At 42.9% G+C, this 6,474-nt stretch carries 6 protein-coding genes; all 6 read right to left on the bottom strand.

Translation table 11 applies throughout. The features are described from left to right. Positions 1–18: 18 nt before the first annotated feature. The 6 genes from ACESM0_RS12060 to ACESM0_RS12035 all read right to left on the bottom strand — a co-directional run bounded on the left by ACESM0_RS12060 (position 19) and on the right by ACESM0_RS12035 (position 5,962). Positions 19–1,029 (bottom strand): LacI family DNA-binding transcriptional regulator, encoded by a 1,011-nt coding sequence (locus ACESM0_RS12060; RefSeq protein ID WP_372906460.1) that lies wholly within the window; start codon positions 1,027–1,029, stop codon positions 19–21. A gap of 198 nt (positions 1,030–1,227) precedes the next feature. Further along, complete coding sequence (gene ispG / locus ACESM0_RS12055; RefSeq protein WP_372906459.1) at positions 1,228–2,445, bottom strand: flavodoxin-dependent (E)-4-hydroxy-3-methylbut-2-enyl-diphosphate synthase; 1,218 nt, start codon at positions 2,443–2,445, stop codon at positions 1,228–1,230. A 97-nt stretch (positions 2,446–2,542) separates the two neighbouring features. Then, positions 2,543–2,866, bottom strand: coding sequence for a four helix bundle protein (locus tag ACESM0_RS12050; RefSeq protein ID WP_372906458.1), 324 nt, complete (start codon positions 2,864–2,866; stop codon positions 2,543–2,545). Positions 2,867–2,927: 61 nt separating this feature from the next. Then, positions 2,928–3,821 carry a rhomboid family intramembrane serine protease gene (locus tag ACESM0_RS12045; protein ID WP_372906457.1) on the bottom strand — a complete coding sequence of 298 codons (894 nt, stop codon included), beginning with the start codon at positions 3,819–3,821 and terminating at the stop codon, positions 2,928–2,930. Between the two features lie 12 nt (positions 3,822–3,833). Further along, positions 3,834–4,460 carry a rhomboid family intramembrane serine protease gene (locus ACESM0_RS12040; protein WP_372906456.1) on the bottom strand — a complete coding sequence of 209 codons (627 nt, stop codon included), beginning with the start codon at positions 4,458–4,460 and terminating at the stop codon, positions 3,834–3,836. Then, positions 4,457–5,962, bottom strand: a complete 1,506-nt coding sequence (locus tag ACESM0_RS12035) for a phytoene desaturase family protein (protein ID WP_372906455.1) — start codon at positions 5,960–5,962, stop codon at positions 4,457–4,459. The genes ACESM0_RS12040 and ACESM0_RS12035 overlap by 4 nt, the downstream gene beginning before the upstream one ends. Between the last annotated feature and the right edge of the window lie 512 nt (positions 5,963–6,474).

Here is a 6,474-nt window from a genome sequence, read left to right as displayed (position 1 = left end):
TTTTTCTAAGATCTAAATTCATGATGTTACTTCGTTTAATTTCTCTGATGAAGAGCGAATCACAAGTTCCGGATGATGAACCTCGTTGCTAATACGCAGATCCGGGTTGTGCAATCTCTGAATGAGTTTATTGGTAGCTCGGAATCCCATGTCGTACATAGGTTGATTTACCGTGGACAGGCCGATATACTCCGCTATCGTAAGATTATCAAAACTAATGATCGGAATATGAATATTGTACTCTTCCATCGCTTTTTTCGCACCTACCGCTTTTGTGTCGGATGTACAAAAAACGGCGTCCGGCTTTGGACTCAATTTTAGAATTTTAACCATTGCCTGATAGCCGCTCAATTCGGTAAATCCGTCCCGCTCCATATTGTCGCCGGTTACAATCAGATTTTCGTCAAAGGAAATTTCGTTCTCTGAAAGAGCTCTTTTATAGCCTTTTATACGATCACGTATTGGAATGGACGATGCGTCAGCGGAAAGAACTGCAATTCGCTTAAAACCTTTTGAGATGAGGTAATTGGTTGCCATGTATGCTCCCTCCTCATTATTGAAACTGACCGAATCAAACAGATTACTAAAGTCATCAACAAGACAAAGTGGAATATTGTATCGCTTAAGTGCCTCCAGTTCTTTTTCAGAAAAGTGTAGCGAAACCAACAGATAACCTTCAGCCCAATGCTTCTTTAGAGTTTCGGAGACCTGCTTAAAAGCATTTTTTTTCTGGCCTATATTCACAATGTTGAGTTCAAATTGCTCTTCAGCCAAGCTATCCTGTATGCCCCGCAGAACTTCCGTAAAAAAGTAGTTCGACATTACCGGAGCAAGCATTAAAATCCGGTTTTTCTTTTTACTTGCAAGACCCTGAGCATAGACATGCGGATGATATCCCATCTCCTCCGCTATTTTCAATACTTTTTCCCGGGTATCCTCTTTTACATTTTCTGCTTGATTAAACACCCGGGATACCGTAGCAATACTCACTCCGGCAGCTTTTGCAATGTCATATATGGTTTTAGCCAAAAGTTCCTCAGCAGTTAAAATTAATGGGCATTCAAAAATGCCTCGAATCAAACAAATTAAAGTGTAAGCGCTTACATTAAAATCTGCAATTTCGCGGTTAAATTCAACAAATTTTAACCTGTACTGAAGTTTTCAATTGGCCTTTCAGCACCTTTAATCAAAGATATGACTGTCTGATATTAATCCAGTCAATAGCTGCTAGTTACTATAATTTTTCACTATGTAGTCATCCAGTATTTTTCTGAACTCGGCGCCTATGCCCTCTCCCTTAAGTGTAGTGAAATGGTCTCCATCAACATAGACGGGTGCTTTAGGCTCTTCAAATGTTCCGGGCAGTGAAATACCGATGTTCGCATGCCTGGATTCACCGGGGCCGTTCACAACACATCCCATAACGGCCACGTCCATCTCCTCCACTCCGGGATAGACTTCACGCCAAACCGGCATCGACTCTACAATGTAGTTCTGTATTTCATCTGCCAGCTCCTGGAAGTAGGTACTTTTCGTTCGTCCGCAACCCGGACAGGATGTAACCTGTGGAATGAAACTTCTGATTCCAAGCGACTGAAGTATCTGCTGACAAATCCGAACTTCCTCGGCACGGTCTGCTCCAGGCATCGGAGTGAGTGAAACTCTTATCGTATCTCCAATTCCCTCCTGCAGAAGCACGCCCAAGGCTACTGAACTCGCTACGGTTCCCTTCATTCCCATCCCGGCTTCAGTGAGTCCCAGATGTAACGGGTATTTCAGATCATTCGCAATTCTTCTGTAGACATTAATCAGATCCTGTACGCCGCTCATTTTACAGCTAACTACAATTTTATCTGATGCCAGCCCAACATCCTCAGCTAAGGCCGTGGATCGCCTGGCACTCTCCACCATTGTATCCAGCATGACCTGTTTGGATGATTTCGGCTCTTTTCTGTTGTTATTTTCATCCATGTATTGAGCCAGTAACTGCTGATCCAAAGACCCCCAGTTTACTCCAATCCGTACCGGTTTGTCATATTTTATCGCCTGTTCCACGATGGTGCAAAAATTCTCATCACGCGTTTTGGTACCGGTATTTCCCGGATTGATCCGAAATTTAGCCAGTGCCTCTGCCATATCCGGATATTTGGTCAACAACTTGTGCCCGTTATAGTGAAAGTCTCCCACAATAGGGACCATAACACCGCGGTTTAGAAGCTTCTCTTTGATGTGCGGTACCGCTTTTGCAGCAGCGTCGTTGTTTACCGTAATCCGAACAATCTCCGAACCGGCCTGGTGCAGGTGATCAACCTGATCCACCGTTTCATCTATATCGGCTGTATCCGTATTGGTCATCGACTGCACCACTATCGGGTGCCCCCCGCCAACGGGTATATCGCCGACCATTACCGTGATTGATTCTCTTCGCTTAATGGGATTATTCATTTTTATCTAAACTTTTGGATGACTCGTTAAAAATTCCAAATAACAAATACCAAATTCCAAACGGTATGTTCTACTGATTACTACCATTAATGATTGCTTATAAAATTTTCTTAAGCTCATCAGATTCTGTAATTAATTCTTCAATTTCCTGTTCAAAATCAACATTCGTAACTTTTAGCAATCTCAACCAATATTTTGACTCTTTCGCTTCTTTACGACTCACTTTTATTCGATAAAGGAAATCTTTTTTACTGAGCGCTTCATTTGCCTCAATATAATTAGCCCCAATTGAACCTGATGATCTCACAAGTTGTTTTGAGTCCTCTCGATTAGATACAGAATATGAGAATTTATTGACTAGTATCCGGCAATGTTTTGCAAACGTATAAGTCCTCTCTTCCAAATCATACTTTTTACCCATATCGATTAAAGTTAGGAGTTTGAAATTTGGTGCTTGGTGCTTGGTGCTTGGTGCTTGAAAACTAGTTTCTCTTACTCAAATCAAACAGTCTCTTCTTCTCCTCTTTGCTCAGACCGTCGTAGCCATGTTTGGAGATTTTTTCCAGAATTTCATCCAAATCTGATATTTCCTCCTCATCCAATATTTCCACGTCGCTTACGGAGTACATATCCCGGTTTTTTTTTCGCTTCTTCTCCTTCTTCTTTTTGTTAAATCCGGAGAGTTCTGGGTTCCATATTTTTTCAATCGGCCTTACATATTTTGACAAGTCAACGCCGTTGTAATGGGCTTTTACAAGAAGATAGCCAATACCGGCCCCTCCAAGGTGAACCAGTCGTGCCACATTATCTCCGGCACCGATAAAAAGCACATCAAATACTATAAGTCCGGCAACCACATAGCGTGCCTCAATGGGTGGCAACAGAAAAAGCATAATCGGCATGGTCGGGTACATATAGGCAAAAGCCACCATCACACCGAATACTGCACCAGATGCTCCAATAACCATGCTTGTTCCATAAAGGAATGAGAGAGCCACATGAAAAAAAGCGCCGCCAATTCCTGCACCGAAAAAGATCACCGCAAACGTTCGTGGTCCCAGACCCTCTTCCACTGCTCGGCCCATCCACCAGAGCCAGAGCATATTAAAAAGAAGGTGAAATCCGCCGCCATGCAGAAACATGTAGGTTACAAATCTCCACGGTTGCGTAATAGCCGTAACCAGATCGGGATCAAACCCAAATATATCAACAATATACCGGTTCAGAGATTGGCCACTGATCTCAATACCGCCAAAAAATGCCTGGAAAATAAACACGATCACATTGATCGCAATGAGTGTACGAATCACCGTGGGCATTCGCATGAAGCCGCGTTTAAAAGAGTTCCAAAATGAGTCTTGCTGATACATATTCATGATTCAATCCGGTTATGCGCGTCCTTCTCCTTTCAAGCCCCAGTATTTGATTAAAATATAACCTACAACCATGCCGCCGAGATGGGCAAAGTGAGCAATTCCGCTGTCGGGACGCATAAGGCCGGACATCAATTCAATAACACCAAAAATGGCTACAAAGTATTTTGCCTTAATCGGTATTGGAGGAATCAGCAACATAATGTAACGGTCCGGAAACATCATTCCGAAAGCCAGAAGAATTCCATATACGGCACCTGATGCTCCCACGGTTGGGGCACCGCTGCCGCCAATCCACATGTGAATAAGCGCTGCTCCCACTCCCGTTAAAAAGTAGTAGATCGCGAAGCGTTTTGTTCCCCAGAAATTTTCAATGCCCTGCCCAAAAATCCATAGGGCAAACAAGTTGAAAATAATGTGCCCGAATCCGGCATGAATAAACATATAGGTAATAAGCTGCCAGGGAGCAAAATTGCCGGAGCCAATGGGCCAAAGCGCCCCAAACATCATCAGATATTGCTGAAGCATCGGATTCATCAACGCCACAAAAACCAACAGATTGACAATAATCAGATGTTTGACGGCGGGAGGAAAAATAGAAAACTGCGTTGTCGGCGAATAGTTATTGTTGTCGTAATTCAATGAAACTGTTGTTTTTTAAAATTATTCTGAGCTCTATAATATACGTGAAATCCACTTAAAGTTACGCCCGGAATTCCCTGACCGGGAAACACCGTATCTCCGCAAAGATAGAGCCCTTTAAACGGGGTTTGATTGGGCGTCCAATCGAGCAGTGAACGCCCCATACTCTGTGGAATACCACCTACGCGCCCTTTTTTACGATAAACCCAATTCTCCCAGCTAACCGGTGTTGCCGAAAATGCGAGCTTAATTTCAGCTTTACCAAATTGCGGAAGCTGTTCTTTGAGAACGGCAATAATCTGCTCTTGCACTCTCTCTTTTTCATCATCATACTTTCCATTTAAAGAAAACCAGTAGTCGGTATCTGTATGAGAAGAAATATTCAGAACCCGTGTCCCCTTTTTAGAGCGCTCTTCGTCATCCGGATGAGAAAATGAGACAAAAATCGAATCAGAATGAATTCCTGAAATTGTGTTTTTAATATGAATCTGATGATGCAGCGGCATTCCATCGGAATAGACATCATCGGTAACCACACCCATAGTGAACGCGCCCCATGCCTCGCTGTACTTGGCGGATTCCGTTCTGAAGTATTCAGCCATTTTACCGGTTGTAATATCCTCCATGTTCCAAACCGGAATGTTTGACACAACCTGTCTCGCTTGGTACGTTCGATTTTTTGAAGTTGCCACTTTAAACATTCCCGCCTCTTTTACGAGAGACAACACCTTCTCTTTGGTTTGAACTTTACCGCCTTTCTCGGTGATGAATCCACTTAAGACTTCTGCCATGTTCTTTAATCCGCCCGGAACCGTGTAATTGGAGCAGTTTGTGTAGGTAATAGCCGGAGCTCCAAAAAGAAATGGGGTATCGTCAGACTTTGATTGAGCGGATATCAAAAGCTGTTCATCCAGAAAACGGAAAAACTCAGGATTAGTGATATTGCAATCCCTTGCAAACTCCTTAACGGATTTGATCGCATAAGGCAGAACCCACACATCACGAGGATCATTTTTAAGCAGACTGAGCCAATCTTTTGCCGATTGGGGAGGGAATGCAGAGTTTTTTTCAGATACTCTCCAAACAACATCCGCTACCTTAAACGCTTTTTGCCAAAATGTTTCCTGCGCTTTATCCTCACCAAAATGCCGGATAGATTCCCTGATCCACTCATCACGATCCTCGTACCGGGTGATCTCTTTCCCATCCATATGAACCTTCATTGATGGATTCAGTTTTGTTTTGGGAATAGTGATCCCCAATGTCTCTTCAAGTTTTTTTAGAGGCTGATGTTCATCAAAGCCGATCAGCGTGGTTGCGCCGGATTCAAAGATATATCCTTTCCGGTAGTATGAGGAGCTGCAGCCGCCGATGGCAAGAGCAGCTTCCAGTATCAAAACGGAGTGGCCGTCTTTTGCCAAAAGGGACGCCGCCGTTAATCCACCCATTCCCGAGCCGATCACAATAAAGTCGTAAATTTCATCTGTATCTGTATGATTCATATTCGCAGAACATCAAAACTTACTGCAGAGGTTCCGATTTGTTTAGAATTTGTAAAGCTGGTATAAATGTGGATGTCGGTAATATGATTTGTAATACGGCCTCAATAAGAGAAGTAAATTCTATTGCCACGGAAACACAGAACCGCACAGAAGCTTAAATGAATTCCGTGCTTCTGTGGCTATTAGAATTAAGAAAACATTCCGTTTTTTATAACTCTTTACCGGCCATGAATGACCGGCTCGCATATGAAGCCCAAACTACTGAGCTTCGTTTTAAACTGTAATGATATAAAACAAACCCATTCATGGGTTTTACACACGAGCGCGGGATTAAACCCGCGAAAAGTTTAAAATTTTATTTTCTTAATTCTGTGCTCCCGTGGCTATTAGAATTAAGATAACATTCCGTTTTCTATAACTCTTTACCGGCCATGAATGACCGGCTCGCATATGAAGCCCAAACTACTGGGCTTCGTTTTAAACTGTAATGATATAAAACAAACCCATTCATG

The organism is Rhodohalobacter sp. (assembly GCF_041686455.1).
In the GTDB taxonomy this organism is placed as follows: Bacteria; Bacteroidota; Rhodothermia; order Balneolales; family Balneolaceae; genus Rhodohalobacter.
This window is presented reverse-complemented; position numbering and strand designations above follow the sequence as displayed.

Bases quoted from the DNA above. Each gene is read 5' to 3' on its own strand.
- ispG (WP_372906459.1), bottom strand. From the start codon at position 2,445: ATGAATAATCCCATTAAGCGAAGAGAATCAATCACGGTAATGGTCGGC.
- ACESM0_RS12050 (WP_372906458.1), bottom strand. From the start codon at position 2,866: ATGGGTAAAAAGTATGATTTGGAAGAGAGGACTTATACGTTTGCAAAA.
- ACESM0_RS12045 (WP_372906457.1), bottom strand. From the start codon at position 3,821: ATGAATATGTATCAGCAAGACTCATTTTGGAACTCTTTTAAACGCGGC.
- ACESM0_RS12035 (WP_372906455.1), bottom strand. From the start codon at position 5,962: ATGAATCATACAGATACAGATGAAATTTACGACTTTATTGTGATCGGC.